This is a genomic window from Roseovarius mucosus DSM 17069, assembly GCF_000768555.3.
In the GTDB taxonomy this organism is placed as follows: Bacteria; Pseudomonadota; Alphaproteobacteria; order Rhodobacterales; family Rhodobacteraceae; genus Roseovarius; species Roseovarius mucosus.
In genome coordinates this window covers 1-17,409 of the sequence record NZ_KN293984.1, presented here as the reverse complement: position 1 = coordinate 17,409, position 17,409 = coordinate 1, and the positions used below count along the sequence as shown (strand labels likewise).

18 protein-coding genes and 1 tRNA gene are annotated in these 17,409 nt (G+C 60.6%); 13 read left to right on the top strand and 6 right to left on the bottom strand.

Features of this window, described 5'->3' with window-relative positions; all coding sequences use genetic code 11:
* Positions 1-15: 15 nt before the first annotated feature.
* The 4 genes from hisD to ROSMUC_RS21075 form a co-directional block, all read right to left on the bottom strand.
* On the bottom strand, positions 16-1,317 hold the full coding sequence (gene hisD / locus ROSMUC_RS15240) for a histidinol dehydrogenase (RefSeq protein ID WP_037275075.1): 1,302 nt from the start codon (positions 1,315-1,317) through the stop codon (positions 16-18).
* Positions 1,318-1,419: 102 nt separating this feature from the next.
* Positions 1,420-1,890, bottom strand: a complete 471-nt coding sequence (locus ROSMUC_RS15235) for a DUF2948 family protein (protein ID WP_037275071.1) — start codon at positions 1,888-1,890, stop codon at positions 1,420-1,422.
* Positions 1,887-3,155, bottom strand: coding sequence for a UDP-N-acetylglucosamine 1-carboxyvinyltransferase (gene murA, locus ROSMUC_RS15230; protein ID WP_037275068.1), 1,269 nt, complete (start codon positions 3,153-3,155; stop codon positions 1,887-1,889). Before murA ends, ROSMUC_RS15235 begins: the two co-directional genes overlap by 4 nt.
* Positions 3,156-3,160: 5 nt before the next feature.
* Entirely contained in the window at positions 3,161-3,328 is a 168-nt protein-coding gene (locus tag ROSMUC_RS21075) for a hypothetical protein (RefSeq protein ID WP_170062581.1), read from the bottom strand.
* 86 nt (positions 3,329-3,414) lie between these two features.
* Here ROSMUC_RS21075 and ROSMUC_RS15225 point away from each other — a divergent pair.
* The 4 genes from ROSMUC_RS15225 to ROSMUC_RS15210 all read left to right on the top strand — a co-directional run bounded on the left by ROSMUC_RS15225 (position 3,415) and on the right by ROSMUC_RS15210 (position 5,985).
* A tRNA-Thr gene (locus tag ROSMUC_RS15225) sits at positions 3,415-3,489 on the top strand.
* 91 nt (positions 3,490-3,580) lie between these two features.
* Positions 3,581-4,783: a hydantoinase/carbamoylase family amidase gene (locus tag ROSMUC_RS15220; RefSeq protein WP_037275302.1), complete on the top strand. Its 1,203-nt coding sequence runs from the start codon at positions 3,581-3,583 to the stop codon at positions 4,781-4,783.
* 140 nt (positions 4,784-4,923) lie between these two features.
* Positions 4,924-5,241: a 4Fe-4S dicluster domain-containing protein gene (locus ROSMUC_RS15215; RefSeq protein ID WP_052115405.1), complete on the top strand. Its 318-nt coding sequence runs from the start codon at positions 4,924-4,926 to the stop codon at positions 5,239-5,241.
* Between the two features lie 90 nt (positions 5,242-5,331).
* Positions 5,332-5,985 carry an alternative oxidase gene (locus tag ROSMUC_RS15210; RefSeq protein ID WP_037275065.1) on the top strand — a complete coding sequence of 218 codons (654 nt, stop codon included), beginning with the start codon at positions 5,332-5,334 and terminating at the stop codon, positions 5,983-5,985.
* 7 nt (positions 5,986-5,992) lie between these two features.
* Here ROSMUC_RS15210 and ROSMUC_RS15205 read toward each other — a convergent pair whose 3' ends face one another.
* Both ROSMUC_RS15205 and ROSMUC_RS15200 read right to left on the bottom strand, forming a co-directional pair.
* Positions 5,993-6,694, bottom strand: coding sequence for a response regulator transcription factor (locus tag ROSMUC_RS15205; RefSeq protein WP_037275061.1), 702 nt, complete (start codon positions 6,692-6,694; stop codon positions 5,993-5,995).
* Positions 6,691-8,598: a hybrid sensor histidine kinase/response regulator gene (locus ROSMUC_RS15200; protein ID WP_037275058.1), complete on the bottom strand. Its 1,908-nt coding sequence runs from the start codon at positions 8,596-8,598 to the stop codon at positions 6,691-6,693. Before ROSMUC_RS15200 ends, ROSMUC_RS15205 begins: the two co-directional genes overlap by 4 nt.
* Positions 8,599-8,827: 229 nt before the next feature.
* Between ROSMUC_RS15200 and ROSMUC_RS15195 the strand changes: the two genes are divergently transcribed.
* From ROSMUC_RS15195 to ROSMUC_RS15155, 9 genes are all read left to right on the top strand, one after another.
* A complete protein-coding gene (locus tag ROSMUC_RS15195) occupies positions 8,828-10,774 on the top strand; it encodes an AMP-binding protein (RefSeq protein ID WP_037275055.1) in 1,947 nt (648 codons plus the stop codon).
* Positions 10,771-11,307 carry a hypothetical protein gene (locus ROSMUC_RS15190; RefSeq protein WP_037275053.1) on the top strand — a complete coding sequence of 179 codons (537 nt, stop codon included), beginning with the start codon at positions 10,771-10,773 and terminating at the stop codon, positions 11,305-11,307. Before ROSMUC_RS15195 ends, ROSMUC_RS15190 begins: the two co-directional genes overlap by 4 nt.
* Entirely contained in the window at positions 11,307-12,125 is an 819-nt protein-coding gene (locus ROSMUC_RS15185) for an ABC transporter ATP-binding protein (protein ID WP_037275050.1), read from the top strand. The genes ROSMUC_RS15190 and ROSMUC_RS15185 overlap by 1 nt, the downstream gene beginning before the upstream one ends.
* Positions 12,118-12,675, top strand: a complete 558-nt coding sequence (locus ROSMUC_RS15180; RefSeq protein ID WP_146005699.1) for a hypothetical protein — start codon at positions 12,118-12,120, stop codon at positions 12,673-12,675. The genes ROSMUC_RS15185 and ROSMUC_RS15180 overlap by 8 nt, the downstream gene beginning before the upstream one ends.
* Positions 12,675-13,661 (top strand): branched-chain amino acid ABC transporter permease, encoded by a 987-nt coding sequence (locus ROSMUC_RS15175; RefSeq protein ID WP_037275044.1) that lies wholly within the window; start codon positions 12,675-12,677, stop codon positions 13,659-13,661. Before ROSMUC_RS15180 ends, ROSMUC_RS15175 begins: the two co-directional genes overlap by 1 nt.
* A 4-nt stretch (positions 13,662-13,665) precedes the next feature.
* Entirely contained in the window at positions 13,666-13,917 is a 252-nt protein-coding gene (locus tag ROSMUC_RS15170) for a hypothetical protein (protein WP_037275041.1), read from the top strand.
* Positions 13,918-14,994, top strand: a complete 1,077-nt coding sequence (locus ROSMUC_RS15165) for a branched-chain amino acid ABC transporter permease (RefSeq protein WP_037275038.1) — start codon at positions 13,918-13,920, stop codon at positions 14,992-14,994.
* Positions 14,995-15,093: 99 nt separating this feature from the next.
* Positions 15,094-16,380, top strand: coding sequence for an ABC transporter substrate-binding protein (locus ROSMUC_RS15160; RefSeq protein WP_037275035.1), 1,287 nt, complete (start codon positions 15,094-15,096; stop codon positions 16,378-16,380).
* 125 nt (positions 16,381-16,505) lie between these two features.
* Complete coding sequence (locus ROSMUC_RS15155; RefSeq protein ID WP_037275300.1) at positions 16,506-17,330, top strand: ABC transporter ATP-binding protein; 825 nt, start codon at positions 16,506-16,508, stop codon at positions 17,328-17,330.
* The last annotated feature ends 79 nt before the right edge of the window (positions 17,331-17,409 follow it).

The window sequence follows — 17,409 nt, the reverse complement described above, 5'->3', positions numbered from 1 at the left end:
CGTCAAATCGCCGTTTCAGCCGTTGAGATGGTCCAATCTTGCCCGCACCGAGAGGCCATGCGCCTCAAGGCTTTCGGAGATGGCCAGCGTTTCGGCGGCGGGGCCAATGGCGCGCAGTGCTTCCGGTGTCATCCGGGCCAAAGTGGTGCGCTTGAGGAAATCCATGACCGACAGGCCGGATGAGAACCGGGCAGAGCGCGCAGTGGGCAGGACGTGGTTCGGCCCGCCGACATAATCGCCAATCGCCTCCGGCGTCCAAGCCCCGAGAAAGATCGCCCCGGCATGGGTGATCTGCGCGGACAGGGCGTCCGGGTCATCCACGCACAACTCCAGATGTTCAGGCGCGATACGGTTCGAGAGCGCAGCCGCCGTGCCCATGTCGGGCACAATAATGATCGCGCCGAAATCGCGCCAGCTCGCGCCCGCGATGGCACGGCGCTCTAGCGTTTGCAGATGGCGGTCGATGGCAGCGCTGACCGCATCGGCCAAATCGGCATCGTCCGTGATCAGGATGGCCTGCGCGCTTTCGTCATGTTCGGCCTGGCTCAGCATGTCGAGCGCGATCCAGTCGGGGTTTTGCCCCTTGTCGGCAATCACGAGGATTTCCGAGGGACCAGCGATCATGTCGATGCCGACCTTGCCGAAAACCCGCCGCTTGGCGGCGGCGACAAAGGCATTGCCGGGGCCGGTGATCTTGTCCACCGGAGCGATGCTTTCGGTGCCATAGGCAAGCGCTGCAATCGCCTGCGCGCCGCCGATGCGATAGATTTCGTCCACACCCGCGATCTGCGCCGCCAAAGGGACAAGCGGATTGGCCTTGCCATCGGGGGTCGGCACGACAATCGCCAGCCGCTCAACCCCGGCGACCTTGGCCGGGATGGCGTTCATCAGAACCGAGGAGGGGTAAGAGGCAAGACCTCCGGGCACATAGAGCCCCGCCGCCGACACCGGCGTCCAGCGCCAGCCCAGCATCGCGCCGCTCTCTTCGGTCCAGCTTGCATCCTCGGGCATTTGGCGCGCGTGATAGGCGCGAATGCGTTCGGCCGCCAGCTCGAGGGCTGCACGCTCCGCCGGGGATACCTCGGCGATCAGCGAGGCGATCTCTTGCGGCGAAAACCGTAGCGTTTCTGGCGTCAGCGCGACACGGTCAAACCGCTCGGTCAGGGCGATCACCGCCGCGTCGCCCCGCTGCCGCACATCGGCGATGATCCCCGCGACGATATCGTCCACATCAGGGCTGTCCTCGCGCTTTGCGCTCAGCAACTCGGTAAAGCGGGTCTCGAAATCGGGCGCGGTGGCGTCAAGCGTGATCGGCATGGCGGTTCCTTTTGCCGGGGGACATAGCGGGGTGGGACCCCTGTCTCAAGCCCCGGTCTTCTTTATGGGGCAAATACTCATATCCGCGGCAGTCAGGCCGCATCAGCCTTCGTGATGGGGCACTTTGCCCGATGGGGCACGGTAGGGCCGTGTCACATCCTTGAGTGTGACTTCGAGTGCCTCAACCTCGAGCCGCAGTGCGCCATCGCCCGCCAGCGTCAAGAGCACATGTCCCGCCCCCTCTGTCCCCGGCTCGAAGGTGATCGCAAGTATCGACAGGATCGTGTCCTTGTCGCTCCGGTCGATGCCTTGGCTCGCGACGCGCAGCACATTGTCGACCACCAAGAGCGATTGCACCCGTTCCGGCCCATGCCGTTCGCGGCCCTGATCCTCCCAGCGAAAGCGGTTGAGCAGCAGGCCAAACCGGCGCTTGGCCGGTTGCCAGGTCATTTCGGTGATCGGAAACACAGCATCCTGCGCCAGAGAGGAAATGACCCTTAGATCCTCCTCTTCCATCGCGCCGAGGTTGAGCGGTGCTTCCCGCCCGTCTTCGAATTTGGCGTCTTCGGTCATTTGCCGCTGATCCTTTCGATCCTGGCCCCGACATTGCCCAGCTTTTCCTCGACCCGCTCATAGCCGCGATCAAGGTGATAAACCCGGTTGACGATGGTTTCCCCCTCTGCCGCCAGTCCCGCAAGGATGAGCGAGACCGAAGCCCGCAGATCGGTGGCCATGACCGGCGCACCCTTGAGGTGGTCGACGCCGGTTACGGTGGCGGTGCCGCCGTGCACATCAATCTTGGCTCCCATCCGCATCAGTTCCGGTGCGTGCATGAAGCGGTTTTCAAAGATACGCTCTTCCAGCACCGCGGTGCCCTCGGCAGTGCACATCAACGCCATCATCTGCGCTTGAAGGTCGGTCGGGAAGCCGGGGAAGGGCTCTGTCACCACATCGACGGCGCGCACCTGGCCATTCTTGCGGCTGACCTTGAGGCCTGCGTCCGTGTCGGTCACGCTCACGCCCGCCTCTTCCAGCTTGTCGCAGAAGGCCCCAACGAGATCGCGCCGCCCGCCAAGACATTCCACCTCGCCGCCGCAGATGGCCGGGGCCAGCATATAGGTCCCAAGCTCGATCCGGTCGACCACCACGGGATGGGTGGCCCCGCCCAACCGATCCACGCCTTGAATGGTGATCGTGCTGGTGCCTTCACCTTCGATCTGCGCACCCATGCGACGCAAACACTGGGCCAGATCGACGATCTCAGGTTCGCGCGCGGCATTCTTGAGCACGGTCGTGCCCTTGGCCAGCGTCGCCGCCATCAGCGCATTTTCCGTTGCCCCGACCGACACGATCGGAAATTCGAAGGTGCCTCCCTTGAGGCCGCCGGGAGCCTTGGCATGCACATAGCCCTCACGCAGGTCGAGTTCGGCCCCCATGGCCTCCAACGCCCGCAAATGCAGATCGACGGGGCGCGCGCCGATGGCACAGCCGCCCGGCAGCGAAACCACCGCATGCCCGTCGCGCGCCAGCATCGGCCCCAGAACGAGGATCGAGGCCCGCATCTTGCGCACAATGTCATAGTCCGCAACGTGGTTGTTGAGATTGTGAGACGACAGTGCCAGCACTTGGCCGCCCTGCATCTGAACCACCTCGGCCCCCAGCGATTGCAGGAGCGTTGTCATTGTCTTGATGTCCGACAGGCGCGGCGCGTTGGTCAGGGTCAGCGGCTCATCGCTCAGCAATGTGGCGGGCATCAGCGTCAGACAGGCATTCTTGGCCCCCGCGATCGGAATTTGCCCCTGAAGCGGGCCGTTGCCCGTGACGACGATCGAATCCATCTGCTCTACCCTTTATCCTTTGTACCGGCCGGCTTTGGCGCGGACCGACCGTCCGACTTGGCGCGCATCTGCGCCTTACGCCGTGCGAGATTGGCCTTCAACGCCGATTTCAGCCTGTCCTCGCGGCTTTGGCCCTGTTTCGCGGCTTTGTCCGGTGTTTGTTTTTCGCTCATGGGCCCTCTCTTACAGGAGGTGCGAAAAACCGTCCAGTTACCCCTTGCGCCATCTGCGATTAGCGTCTAATCAGCGCGCCACACGTGCTGCTGTAGCTCAGTGGTAGAGCGCGTCATTGGTAATGACGAGGTCGGGAGTTCAATCCTCCCCAGCAGCACCAGTCCTCCCCTTCGCACGTCCAACCCTATAACAAGACCATTGCGGGCCCGCGTCGGACCGCTAGGCTGTGCGCATAAGGCGAGGAGATGGCGATGATCAGGGTCAATCCCGAGCGGTTTCTCAAGGATCTGCACCATTTGCGCAGCTTCGGTGCGGCGGGCGTAGGCAAGGGCGTGGTGCGCCCGGCCTTCAGCCCCTCTGATATCGAGGCGCGGCAATGGTTGGCGGCTCAGATCGAAGCTGCGGGCCTGAGGCCGCATTTCGATCCTGTTGGCAATCTCTTTGGTCTGGCCGAGGGGCCATCGCTTTTGGTCGGTAGCCACAGCGACAGCCAGCCCGAGGGCGGTTGGCTTGATGGTGCGCTTGGTGTGATCGCCGGGCTCGAGATTGTCCGCGCAGGGCGCGAGGCCGGTGGCCCGCCCGTGTCGGTCGTGTCCTTTCAGGATGAAGAGGGGCGGTTTGGCGTGACCACGGGCAGCGCCATCTGGGCGGGAAATTTGGCGCTGGACGCGGCGGATCGTCTGACCGACCGCGGCGGCATCAGCTTTGCCGAAGCGCGGCGCGTCGTGGCGTCCATGGCCGGGGATTTTGTCGACCCGTCCCGCTTTGCCGGGTTTCTCGAAATGCATATCGAGCAGGGGCCATGGCTCTTCGAGGCGGGCGAGGCGGTAGGGGTGGTTACAGATATCGTTGGCATCCGCGACATGCGGATCACCTTCGAGGGCGAACAGAACCATGCGGGCACCACCCCCATGCACCGCCGCCGCGATGCGTTTCAGGGGCTGGCGCGGTTCAACCTGCTGATCAATGAGCGGTTCCGTAACGTGGTGACTCCCTCAACGGTTTGGACCATCGGTCATGTCGCCTTGCATCCCGATGCACATTCCATCGTGCCGGGGCGGGTGGTCTTCTCGATGCAATGGCGGGATGGCATGGCGGACCGGTTGCACCGGATGGAGACGATTATCCGCGATACCGCCGAGGAAGTTGCACGCGAAGCGGGGCTCGACCTCAGCTATGGTGAGATGCTGGGGCTGGAGCCGGTGCCGATGGATGCCCACCTGCGCGCGGCGCTCTGTGCGAGTGCTGCGGCCGTGGCGCCCGGCCGCTGGCGCGAAATGCAGTCCGGTGCGCTCCATGATGCGACCAATGCCTCGCGGCTGATGCCTGCGGCGATGCTCATTGTTCCCTCGATCAACGGAATCAGCCATGCCTTCGCCGAGGATACGGATGAGCGGGATCTGGTCACAGGCCTTGAGGTGCTTGCCGGGGCCGTTGCGCGGCTAGAAGGATGAGTGCATGCTGCGCCGCCGCGCGACAGATCAAGTATTTTCCGCAGGATGAATTGATCTGCATCATTGGCGAGTCGGTCGTCATGTTTTCATTTTAAAGAAGATCAGGGGTGTGGCGGTCAGCACAGAGGAGGCTTGAGAAAATGTGGTATGAATTGCGGGATCGTTCCCTGCCAAGTTCCGACGCCCGCACTGTCATGCCGCGTCCACCCGGAGCAGTACGGGAATGGCGTCTTGCCGATTTGCGTACCGGATGCGGGGATTGCGTCGAAGTCTGTCCCAAAGCGATCGTCGTCCTTGATGACGAGCGTTTGCCGGTCGTGACCACGCTGGAGGTCTGCGGGCGATGCGGGCTTTGTGCGGATGTCTGCACCCGCGGTGCCATCGAATTGACGCGGGAAACCCGGCTCGGACTGGAACGCCTGCAAAAGGTCGATCTGCCAGAGCAACGCGCTGTTTGATGCTCTGATCCGTGGCGGGCGGCACGATTTGTCGCATTCAAGAGTCATCTTTCATCCCCATCTGACACTCATCAAGCCATGGAGTGAAAGATGAGACCCGAGAGGCAATTTCAGAGCGACGACACAGCGACGCTGGAGACGCACCATAGTCCGCGCGATATTCATGACCGGATCGCGCTGCGTATCGTGAAATTCATGCGGGTCTTTGCCGATGCGTTCTTTTCCAAGCGTTACGGACATCGCGCGGTTGTCTTGGAAACCGTGGCCGCCGTGCCGGGCATGGTGGGGGGGCTCTTGCAGCATCTCAAATCTGTGAGACACATCCGCGAGGATCAGGGCTGGATCCGCGAGTTGCTGGACGAGGCTGAAAATGAGCGGATGCATCTTATGACCTTCGTCCACATCGCGCAGCCCTCGCGCGGTGAACGCTGGCTGATCATGATTGCGCAGGCGATTTTTTATAATGTGTTCTTCTTCACCTATCTCTTGGCCCCGCGCACGGCGCATCGCATCGTGGGCTATCTGGAAGAGGAAGCGGTGGTAAGCTACACGCATTATCTGGCCGAGATTGATGCAGGGCGGCAAGACAACGTGCCCGCGCCGCAAATCGCCATCGACTATTGGGCGCTGCCTTCAGAGGCGCGGTTGCGCGATGTGGTTATTGCGGTGCGTGCCGATGAGGCACATCACCGCGACACCAACCACGGCTTTGCCAATCAAATCATGGAGGGGCGGCACCCTTAAGGAGCCCTCAGCCCCAGCTTACATCCCCCAGAAAGATATACCCCGCGCCATAGATCGTCTTGATCAGGCGCGGGTTTTTTGGGTCTTCGCGCAGCTTGGTCCGCAGGCGCGAGATGCGCACGTCCATGGCGCGGTCAAAGCTTTCGCCCGCCGCCCCACCAAGCGTCTCTTGCATTGTCTGGCGGGAAATCAACCGTTTGGGTCGTTCGAGAAAGAGGCGCAGCACCTCACCCTCTGCATGGGAAAAGGGTGTTTCCGTTCCAGTCTCATCCTCGAGCATGTAGCGGTCGAAATGTGCGACCCAGCCGTTGAACCGCGCCACCTCGCCGGTTTGGGTGCTGGGTGTGCCCCGGCGCAGGCGGGCGCGCACGCGGGCCACCACCTCGGCGGGATCAAACGGTTTGATGATGTAATCATCCGCCCCGAGCTCCAGCCCCGTCACCCGGTCCTGCACCTGCGCGCGCCCCGAAATGATGATCACCGTCGCCCCCTGTTCGAGGGCTAGGCGATGCACAAGGCTAAGCCCGTCCCGATCTGGCAGCGAAAGATCTACGAGGCAGACATCGGGCGTGGTGCTGCGCAGCGCCGCCTCGAATTCCGTGGCGCGGCCAAAGGCCATGGTGCGAAATCCCGCCTCGGTCAGGGCCTGCGCCAGCATCGAGCGGATCGCCGGTTCATCGTCGAGAATGGCCACAAGCGGCGCCGTCATGGTTGCGCTCCGGTGTTAAGGGCCGCGTCAAGCTGCGCGGCGGTAAAAGGTTTGCGCAGCACTGGGGCAAGCTCTGCTGCTTGCCGGTGCAGCGGATCATCAGGTGGCAGCGAAGTCATCAGTACCAGCGCGCAACCGCCACGCCGGGGGAGTCGCGCCAGATCAATGCCGGTTCGTGTGCCTTCCAGCACAATATCCGATAACACGGCGGAGATTTCCGGCAGATCGGCGATCAGGCCGGCGGCTTCATCCACGCTGGCGGCCTCGATCACGCTATGCCCGGCACCACGCAGCATGTCGCGCAGGGTCGAGCGAAGGTCGGGGCTGTCTTCGACCAATAGGACAAGGCCCGGAGGTCGTGCTGCTGCTGCACGCCGCAGCGGCAGCCGCAGTGCCACGCGCCCGCCCGTGTCGGTATTGCCGATGAGGATTCTGCCGCCCGCCAGCTTGGTCATGTCATAGACCATCGGTAGGCCAAGCCCCGATCCCTCTCCGCCCTTGGTGGTGAAAAACGGATCAAGCGCGTGTTTGAGCGCCTCGGGGCTAAAGCCCGGGCCGGTGTCATCGACGGCAATCTCGAGCCAGGTATCCTGCACTGGCTGAGCGGTCAGGGTGACCGTGCCGCCGCCCGCGCAGGCGTCGCGCGCGTTCAGAACAAGATTAAGAAGCGAATCCTGCAACATGCCGGGATCGAGCAGATAGCGATCCGTCAGGCCGTCGCAGACAATTCGCAACATGATTCCGGTGGGCAGGGCCGAACGCGCCAACGTGTCCAGATCGTCGAGAAAGGCGGCCAGATCGGTGGGCACGGGTTCATGCTCGCGCGGGCCGGTCATATCGGCGATACGGTTGAGCAGCCCACCACCCCGCCGTGCCGCCGAGAGTGTGGCATTGATCAATTCCTGCGCCTCGGGTTTCAGGCCCATGCGGCCAAGGCGCGACTGCATCCCAAGGATGATCGTCAGGAGGTTGGAGAAATCATGCGCCAGCCCCGAGGTCAGTTGTGCCGCCATTTCCCGACGCCGTGTCTGTTGCAGGGCCGCGCGGGTCTGACTTTCTTCGGTGATGTCCATCGACAGGATATAGACCCCGCCGCTGGTGTGATCCGGGGTCAGCGCCACCCGGATACGCCGCGAACTGGGCTCATGCGTGAATTCGAAAACCGAGGATTGCCCGGCATAGGCCTTGTCCAGTTCGGGACCTATAATCGACCATGGCTGTGGTCCGAGCACCTGCGCCGCGTGCACCCCGATCAGATCGGCGCGCGAGCCGGGCATGACCGAGGTCAGCCGCCGGTTGGAATACGTGTAACAGCGGTCCGGGCCGACATGCGCGATATGGGCGGGCATCATTTCGGCGGTCATTCTGGTACGGGCCTCGGCCTCGGAAATCTGGCGCTTGGCCTCTTCGAGGGCCGTGATCGTGGCCTCCAACTGCCGGTTTGTGGCCGAGAGCTCTTCGGAATAGCCGACCAATTGATCGGATAACTCTTCTGAGCGCGCGCGCAACAGCGCTTCTTGCCGTTTGGCGCGGGTGATGTCGGTATAGACCGTGACCCATCCCCCCTGCGGCAGCGGTGTGCCCTCGACGCTGATGGTGCGGCCGTTGGCGCGGGCGCGTTCCATGTAATGCGGCTCGAAGGCACGGGCGATCTCGACGCGGGTGGCGACAAACCCCTCCACATCTCCGACATCGCCGTAATCGCCGCGCGTGGCCAGATAGCGGATCGTATCCGCGAAATCCGCCCCGGGTGTCACCAAAGCATCGGGCAGGGCGAACATTTCCTGAAACCGCCGGTTGCACACAGCCAGCCGCAAATCGCGGTCATAAATGGTCAAAGCCTGCTGAATGAGGTTCAGCCCGGCCATGGTCATAGCGTCGTGATCGGCGCGGCTCGTGCCCATTACAGTCTCCTTCCGCGTCTTGGCTAACACCGGAAAACCGGTCCGCAAAGACCAATCGTGGCGCTGTTACAATTCGTAAGGATTGCGAAATGTTCAGGAAAAAGTTGACGGCGAGTGTGATTCTCGCACCCTCTAGGGGAAGAGGAATCGCCCGAAGGCGGTCGGATGTTCGCGCAGGCGGGCAAAGGGAGGATAGAACTTGGCACAGTCGTCACAGGCGACGGACGGAATGGATTCCGTTCCGGCGCTCTTGCAACGTAACGCCACGCGATTTGCCGACAGACCGGCCTATCGTGAAAAGGAATATGGCATTTGGCAATGCTGGACCTGGGCCGAGGCCGAGAAAGAGATCGAAGCCCTTGCGCTTGGTCTCATCAATCTTGGCGTGAATGAGGGCGATTTTGTCGCCGTCATCGGCCGCAACCGGCCGCATTTCTACTGGTCCATGGTCGCCGCGCAATCGGTGGGCGCGATCCCCGTGCCGCTCTATCAGGACGCTGCCGCCCCCGAGATGGCCTATGTGATGGAGCATTGCGGCGCGCGCTTTGCCATTGTCGAGGATCAGGAGCAGGTGGACAAGCTGATCGAGGTTCAGGACGGGCTGCACCAGCTTGAGCACATCATCTATGTCGATCCGCGCGGATTGCGCAAATACGATCACCACAAGCTGCACCGTTTCGTCGACATCCAGGAACAGGGCCGTGCCGCCCATTATGAATGGATCGAGGATCTCAAGGCGCGGCGCGCGAAACTGACCTATGACAGCATCTGCGTCATGCTCTACACCTCTGGCACCACCGGCAAGCCCAAGGGCGTGGTGCTGTCCAATCGCAACATCATCGAGGCGTCGAAATCCTCGTCCGAGTTCGACAACCTGACCAAGGATGAAGAGGTTCTGGCCTATCTTCCGATGGCGTGGGTTGGCGATTTCATCTTCTCCATCGGGCAGGCCTATTGGAGCGGTTTCTGCGTCAACTGCCCCGAAAGCCCCGAGACGATGCAGACTGACCTGCGGGAAATCGGCCCCACCTATTTCTTTGCCCCGCCGCGTGTGTTCGAGACCCAATTGACCAACGTCATGATCCGGATGGAGGATGCGGGCCGCGTCAAGAAATGGCTCTTTGATCGCTTCATGGCGCATGCCCGCCGCGTTGGCCCTGCGATCCTAGATGGCAAGGCCGTGAGCGGGATGGACAAGCTGAAGTATGCGCTTGGCAATCTCTTCATCTATGGTCCGCTCAAGGATACGCTCGGCCTTGGCCGGGTTCGGGTGGGCTATACGGCGGGCGAGGCCATTGGGCCGGAAATTTTTGATTTCTATCGCTCGCTTGGCATCAACCTCAAACAACTCTACGGCCAGACCGAGGCCTCGGTGTTCATCACCCTCCAGCCCGATGGTGAAGTGCGCTCCGACACGGTTGGCGTCCCCGCGCCCGGCGTGGAAATCCGTATCAGCGACACTGGCGAGGTGTTCTACCGCTCGGCGGGCACCTTCGAATATTACTACAAGAACCCCGAAAGCACGGCCTCGACCAAGGACCCCGAAGGCTGGGTCGCCACGGGCGATGCGGGCTTTTTCGAGGAAGGCAGCGGACATCTACGGATCATCGACCGCGCCAAGGACGTGGGCAAGATGGCCGATGGCCGTATGTTTGCGCCCAAGTATGTGGAAAACAAGCTCAAGTTCTATCCCAACATTCTGGAGGCGGTCGTCTTTGGTAACGGGCGCACTGCCTGCACCGCCTTTATCAATATCGACCTGACAGCGGTGGGTAACTGGGCCGAGCGGAACAATATCGGCTATGCCTCGTATCAGGAACTTGCCGGGCACCCGAAGGTGCTTGAGACGATCAAGGGCCACGTCGAAGAGGTCAATCGCAGCCTTGCCGACGATCCGATGCTGTCGCATTGCCAGGTGCATCGGTTCCTTGTGTTGCACAAGGAACTGGATGCCGATGACGGCGAGATGACCCGCACCCGCAAGGTGCGGCGCGGTGTGATTTCGGAGAAGTTCGATGACCTTCTGACCGCGCTCTATGATGGATCTGAGGAGATCTTCACCACGACCGAGGTCACCTACGAGGACGGACGCAAGGGCAGCATCTCGGCGACGCTCAAGATCATCGACACCGAGGTGGTGCGGGTTGAAACGCCCCGGAAGGAGGCGGCGGAATGACCTACGCGGCTCTTGTAACACTCGCGCTGGGGGGGATGCTGACAAGCGCAGGACTGACCAGCGATCAGAAACCTCCTGTCATGGCGCAGTTTCTTGAGACGTGCCTGCCTCATGTCGAGGCCGAGACAAACATGCCGGAGGGGCAAGAGTTGATAAGCGACACGCATATACTGCGCTGGCGCATGATGAAAACCGGATGGCAAAGCTGCATCGTCGATTTCCGCGAGGACTACAGTCTGCCCGACAACCGTCGGAAGGAAGAGATGACCCACCGCCGCGACGTTGCCCAGACCATGCTCTCCGCTGCGCCTTTGCTTGTCGAGGACATGCGGGCTCGAGGCTATGAGGTCTGCTTTGATCAAGCCACGCAAGAGAACGAGGTCAATATCGGATTGAGAAAGCCGCTCTCTGACGGTCGCGCTGTATCCGCGTTGATCTGGATGCTTCCCGATTATCCGATCGCCGTGATGAACGCGGGCATCCTGTCGAAGGAACAAGTCAAGACGCAATCCTGCCAGCCGGAGCTTTCGTGATGCTTGATCAAACACAAGGATACACCACCGAGGATGGTCGCAAGATCGGCGGCGTGGTGATGGAGATGAAGAACATCACCCTGCGGTTCGGCGGTGTGGTGGCGATCAAGGACATCAGCTTTGACATCCGTCAGGGCGAAATCCGCGCCATCATCGGGCCGAACGGGGCTGGTAAATCCTCGATGCTGAACGTGATAAGCGGCTTTTATCACCCGCAAGAGGGTGAGGTCTGGTATCAGGGCGCGCGGCGCCCGCCGATGAAGCCCTATCAGGTGGCACAGCAAGGCATTGCACGCACATTCCAGAACATCGCGCTCTTTGAAGGCATGACCGTGCTCGACAACGTGATGACGGGCCGCATTCGAGAGATGAAGGCGGGGCTATTTGCGCAAGCGATCTGGAAGGGCCGGGCCGAGCGGGAAGAGGTTGCCAACCGTGAAGTCGTTGAAAAGGTTATCGACTTTCTTGAAATCCAACATATCCGCAAGACCCCGGTGGGCCGCTTGCCCTATGGTCTGAAAAAGCGGGTGGAACTGGCGCGCGCGCTTGCGGCAGAGCCGTCGATCCTTCTGCTAGATGAGCCGATGGCGGGTATGAACGTCGAGGAAAAAGAGGATATGAGCCGCTTCATCCTCGATGTGAATGACGAATTCGGCACCACGATTGCCCTGATCGAGCATGACATGGGCGTGGTCATGGACCTGAGCGACCGGGTGGTCGTGATGGATTATGGCAAGAAAATCGGCGACGGCACCCCCGACGAAGTGCGCAACAATCAAGACGTGATCGACGCCTATCTGGGGGTGGCGCATGATTAGGGCATTGGTGATGGCCGGCATGCTGCCAATCGCAGCCAATGCCGCGCCATCGGATCAGTTCGCTACATTTCTGGAAGAGCGCTGCCTTGCCCCGATCAAGGATGCGACCACGCCTGTGACTGCCGATCTAACACAGTTCACCCCGGAGCAGTCCGAACAGCTTGGCCGCAATATCGGCGAGTCTTTTGAAAGCTGGACGCTGTGGACCGATGCGCAGGCGCAGCATGTTCTAGGTATTCGACAGGGCGGTGATGCCTGTAGGGTCTTTAGCTTCAGAGCTTCGACCGAGGATGCAATTCAGATTTGGGACCGGATCAGTCGCTATGAGGGTCTGCGGGGTACGGCAGAATTGACCACCGCGCCGCTCGCCGGGACGAAGATCGAGGATTTTGGCGCGGCGTCCGGGGCCATTCACACGACTGAAAAAAACTTTGTCCACGTCATGATGAACTTTGCGGGCAACCCATCGTTGAGCTTCACGAGCGTTGTCGCGTTTCACGTCGTCGAAACCGAATTCGCCTGCAATCTTTTCCCAGAGGAGTGCCGCTAATGCCTGATCAGTTGATTTTCGGGATGGAGGTCGTTTTGAACGGCCTCATGGCCGGGGTGCTCTATGCGCTGGTCGCTCTTGGTTTTGTGCTCATCTACAAGGCCTCGGGCATTTTCAACTATGCCCAAGGGGTGATGGCGCTCTTTGCGGCGATGACATTGGTGGGGATGATGGAAGGCCGGGTGCCCTTCAGCCACCTCATCAACGCGATTTTCGGCACGGAGATCCACCACTTCGGCTGGCACTTGCCGGGGTTGGCGGCGGTCCTCTTGACCATGGTTGTCATGGTGGCGCTCGCCTGGGTCGTGAACCAGCTCATCTTCCGGCATCTGGTCAATCAAGAGCCGATCATTCTTTTCATGGCGACGATTGGTCTGGCCTATTTCCTCGAAGGGTTCGGGGACATGATGTGGGGCAGCGACATCAAGAAGCTGGATGTGGGTCTTCCGCAGGGTATCAACCTGATGATCGACGAAACCACGTTCAACATTTTCGGCTACGGGTTCTTCATCGACAATCTAGATCTTGTGGCAACAGGTGTTGCGGCCCTTTTGGTGATCGCGCTGGTTATCTTCGCGCAATATTCCAAACAGGGCCGGGCCATGCGCGCGGTGGCGGATGACCATCAGGCGGCGCTTTCGGTCGGTATTTCACTCAACTTCATCTGGGTCATGGTCTGGTCACTGGCGGGCTTCGTGGCACTAGTGGCAGGGATCATGTGGGGCACCAAATCGGGCGTGCAGTTCTCGCTGTCCCTGATTGCACTCAAGGCGCTGCCGGTGCTGATGTTGGGTGGCTTTACCTCAATTCCCGGCGCTATCGTCGGTGGTCTGATCATCGGAGTGGGTGAAAAGCTCTTTGAATTCACCGTCGGTCCGCTGGTGGGCGGGGCCACCGAAAACTGGTTCGCCTATGTCCTGGCGCTCATTTTCCTCGTGTTCCGGCCACAGGGCCTGTTCGGCGAGAAGATCATCGAGAGGGTGTGAGACCATGCAAAAGCTGATTGCCATCGTCAATGTGATCGCCTGGGCCGGGTTCTGGTCGTTTGGTTACCTTGCCCTCTCGGCACGGGTGGAAAACACCGCGCAAATGGTCACGGCGGCGGTTCTTGCGGCCATGGGCGGGGGGGTGGGCATGCTCGCCTATCTCTGGCTGGTGCGTCACACCGAGGCGACGGGCTATGCCAAGCCGGCAAATCGCGCGATCAAGCCGGACGATGAAATTCATGGGGAGGTTCTCTAAATGTTTTACCGGGAAGCAGGGGATTTCAAGACCTCCTACGAGCAGGACAGCCAGACCTTTCCGATCAAGTTCGACCGCTACCGCTATTACGCGGTACTGGTTGCGGCCTTTGCCGTGGTGCCGTTTGTGATCAACGATTACTGGGTCAACGCGGTCTTTCTGCCGTTCCTGATTTATTCAATCGCGGCAATCGGCCTCAATATCCTTGTGGGTTATTGTGGTCAGGTGTCACTTGGGACGGGCGGGTTCATGGCGGTGGGGGCCTATGCCAGCTACAAGCTGATGACGGCCTTTCCCGAGGTCAGCATATTTTTTCACATCATCCTTGCGGGTGGTGTGACATCAATCGTCTGTGTTCTCTTTGGGTTGCCCTCTTTGCGGATCAAGGGATTTTACCTTGCAGTGGCGACGCTGGCGGCACAGTTCTTTCTGGTGTGGCTCTTCAACCGGGTGGGTTGGTTTTACAACTATTCCGCCTCTGGCCAGATCACCGCGCCAGAGCGCTCGGTCTTTGGCGTCGCCATCACCGGGGCGGCAAACCCGCCGTGGTCTGCCTATCTCTTTTGCCTCGTCTTTACCGTGGCGGCCGCGATCATCGCCCGCAACCTGACGCGCGGCATGGCGGGGCGCAAATGGATGGCAATTCGAGATATGGACATCGCAGCCGAGATCATCGGGGTGAATCCGCTCAAGGCGAAGCTCACTGCTTTTGCGGTTTCGGGTTTTTTCGTGGGGATTTCCGGCGCGCTGTTCTTTGCGGTCTACTTGGGCGCGGTCGAGGTGGGCGAGGCGTTTGGCATCAACAAGTCGTTTCTCGTGCTCTTCATGGTGATCATCGGCGGGCTTGGATCGATCTTTGGCAGCTTTGCAGGGGCGGCGTTTCTGGTGCTGTTGCCTGTGTTGCTCAAGAATACACTCGTGGGCGGTTTGGGTTGGCCCACGGATCTTGCGGCGCATCTGGAGTTCATCATCGTGGGCGCGCTGATCATCATTTTCCTGATCGCAGAACCGCACGGTCTGGCGCAGCTCTGGCGCGTCGCCAAGGAGAAACTGAGACTTTGGCCCTTCCCGCATTGAACGGTGGGGCACGGAGGGGGGAAACCCGACCGAAGAGATTGGGCGCAAGATGTCGTGTCCAAGACGAAACATCGGAAAAACCAAGGGAGGAATAAACCGATGAAACAGAGACTGATGACGGCCCTGGCCGCGGCCATGCTGGTCGCAAGCCCGGCCTTGGCCGAATTGACGATCGTCGATACCAGCTATCGCACCGGGCCATATGGCGCGAATGGCATCCCGTTCTCGGACGGCTACCAGGATTACTTTACCCTGCTCAATGAGCGCGATGGCGGCATCGGTGGGGAAAAGATCAACCTCGTGGAATGCGAGACCGGCTATAACACCGAAAAGGGTGTGGAGTGCTACGAGGCCACCAAGGCTGCGGGCAATGGCGCGCTGATCTATCAACCGCTCAGCACCGGGATCACCTATCAGCTGATTCCCAAGGTATCGGCGGACGGAATCCCGCTCCATACCATGGGTTACGGGCGCACCTCGGCCAAGAATGGCGAAGTGTTCAAATGGGTGTTCAACTATCCCGCCAACTACTGGGATGGGGCGAGCCACGCCATTACTCATATCCTTGATCTCAATGGCGGTGACATCAACGGCAAGAAAATCTCGCTTGTCTATCACAACTCGGCCTATGGCAAGGAGCCGATCCGCACGTTGGAAGAGCTGAGCAAGAAGCATGGGTTCGAATTGATCCTGCTGCCGGTTGATCATCCGGGCCAAGAGCAGAAATCGCAGTGGCTTCAAATCCGTCGCGACCGCCCTGACTACGTGCTGATGTGGGGCTGGGGCGTGATGAACCAGGTTGCCATTCAAGAGGCGGTGAACATCCGTTTCCCGATGGAGAACTTCATCGGCATCTGGTGGTCGGGCTCCGAGAATGACGTCAAGCCCGCAGGTGACGCGGCCAATGGCTACAAGGCGCTGACCTTCCACAATCTCGGCGATGAATATCCGCTCTATGATGACATGCGTAAATACGTCGTCGATGCCGGCAAGGCGGCAGGTGCAGGCGATCAGGTGGGCAGCGTTCTCTATAACCGGGGCATGTATGCCGCGATGCTGGCTGCCGAGGCGATCAAGACCGCGCAGGAAATGCACGGTGTGACCGCGATCAACGCAGCACAGATGCGCGACGGCATGGAGAACCTCGAAATGACCGAGGCAAAGATGACAGCACTCGGCCTGCCGAACTTTGGGCCTGAGTTCAAGGTCACCTGCCAGAACCACGGTGGCAATGGCTTTGGTGCCGTTTCGCAATGGGATGCGGCTGCGGGCGAGTTCAAGTTGATCACCGACTATTTCCAGTCGGATCAAGAGATCATCTCGGCGCTCGTCGCAGAGGATAGCGCAGCCTTTGCCGCTGAAAGCGGCATCACGCCCGGCTGCTGAGGAAACGGTTGTCCCGGCCCCGAGCCGGGACCTCCTTGCCACGGGGCGTGGCGGCATGACGCCGCGCCCACAAAAGCCGAGATATCCGGGATCAAGTCCGGGATGACATGGAGAAAGAGACGCAGATGCTGGACGCCACCCCACGCGACGAGACCCTGCTTGAGGTCAACAATATCGAAGTGATCTACAATCACGTCATTCTCGTCCTAAAGGGCGTCAGCCTAAACGTCCCCAAGGGCGGGATTACCGCGCTTCTTGGTGGTAATGGTGCCGGCAAGACGACGACGCTCAAGGCGATTTCCAATCTCTTGCGCTCCGAGAGGGGCGAAGTCACCAAGGGGTCGATCACCTACCGTGGCGAGCGGGTGCAGGATCTGATGCCCTCGGATCTCGTGAAAAAGGGCGTGGTGCAGGTGATGGAGGGGCGGCACTGCTTCGAGCATCTGACGGTCGAGGAGAACCTTTTGACCGGGGCCTATACGCGTGGCTCCAGCCGGGGCGAGATCGACGCCGATTTGAACATGGTTTATGACTATTTCCCGCGCCTCAAGGAACGGCGCAAAAGCCAGGCGGGCTATACCTCGGGCGGTGAGCAGCAGATGTGCGCGATTGGCCGCGCCCTGATGAGCCGGCCGGAAACGATCCTTCTTGACGAACCGTCGATGGGTCTGGCGCCGCAACTGGTCGAACAGATTTTCAGCATCGTGAAATCCCTCAACGAAGAGCAGGGCTATACATTCCTGCTGGCCGAGCAGAATACCAACGTGGCGCTGCGGTTCGCGCATTACGGCTATATCCTCGAATCCGGGCGCGTGGTGATGGACGGCGACGCACGCAGTCTGCGCGAGAACCCCGACGTCAAGGAATTCTACCTCGGTATGTCCGACGAAGGGCGCAAGAGCTTTCGCGATGTGCGCAGCTATCGCCGTCGCAAGCGTTGGCTGGCGTAACGCCTTTCCCTTTGCAAGACACCGCCCCCGAGGATGATGGCATGACCCAGTATTTTGACCCGCTAGAAACCCGTAGCGC